Below are 916 nucleotides of genomic sequence, written 5' to 3'. Positions count from 1 at the left end.
ATGATCAGGCGTATGAGGGTGGAGGTGCGGGCCAGGCGGTGGACGTCGGTGATCGGCAGCAGGTGCCCGGTGGACAGCAGCAGCCCGGGCAGGGCGCGCAGCGCTGCCTGCCACCGCCGGCCCGCAGCCCCGCCAAGGCTGTCGGTCCCGGCAAGGCTGTCGGTCCCGCCAAGGCTGTCGGTCCCGCCAAGGCGGCCGCTCCCGTCGTGCCCAGGGCTCCCTCGGCCCTTGCCCTTGCTCCCCCGATCCTCGCCTTCGCTCCCTCGGCCCTTGCCTTTGCTCCGGTCGCCGATCCCGCTGCCCTCGTTCCGCTTCCAGCCACCGGTCCCGCTGTCCCCGTTCCCGCCCGGCCCGGCAGCGCCCGGCATGGCAGGGTCCGGCATGGCAGGGTCCGGCATGGCGGGGTCCGGCATGGCGGGGTCCGGCATGGCGGGGTCCGGCATGGCGGGGTCCGGCATGGCGGGGTCCGGCCTGGTCGCACATGCCCCGGTTGCCTCCAGCCCGGAGCCCTCACACTCGACCTCGGGGCCGGGTCTGGCTTCGCCGGGTTCATCTTCCGATCCGGCTTCCTTCCGGGCGGTCTCGCAGCCGTGTTCGGCCTGGTCGGGTGCTTCCCGGTCGGCCTCGATGTTCACGTCACTCTCGTCGCGCGAGGGGTGGCCCTCACCCACCGAGAGATCATCTGGCGCGGTGTCGTCAGGAGCGGTGTCGGCGGACGCGGTGTCGGCGGGCATGGGGTCACCGGACGGTGGGTCGCCGGACGGCGGGTCGCCGGACGGCGGGTCGCTGGGTGGAGCCTGATCGGGCACGGGGTCGGCGGGCACGGGGTCGGCGGGCACGGGGTCGGCGGGCACGGGGTCGTCGGGGAGGGATTCGGCGTTGACCAGCACCAGCAGCTCGGCGGTGATCTGCTGCT

Annotated in this window: 1 pseudogene; it reads right to left on the bottom strand. The window is 74.3% G+C overall.

From position 1 onward, the window contains the following. A pseudogene (locus ACFHYQ_RS11505) lies at positions 1-916 on the bottom strand (hypothetical protein); the annotation flags it as partial.

Source organism: Sphaerimonospora cavernae, assembly GCF_042435035.1.
Classification (GTDB): Bacteria; Actinomycetota; Actinomycetes; order Streptosporangiales; family Streptosporangiaceae; genus Sphaerimonospora; species Sphaerimonospora cavernae.
Note: the sequence above shows the minus strand (reverse complement) of the source record. Positions and strands in the feature narration are given on the sequence as shown.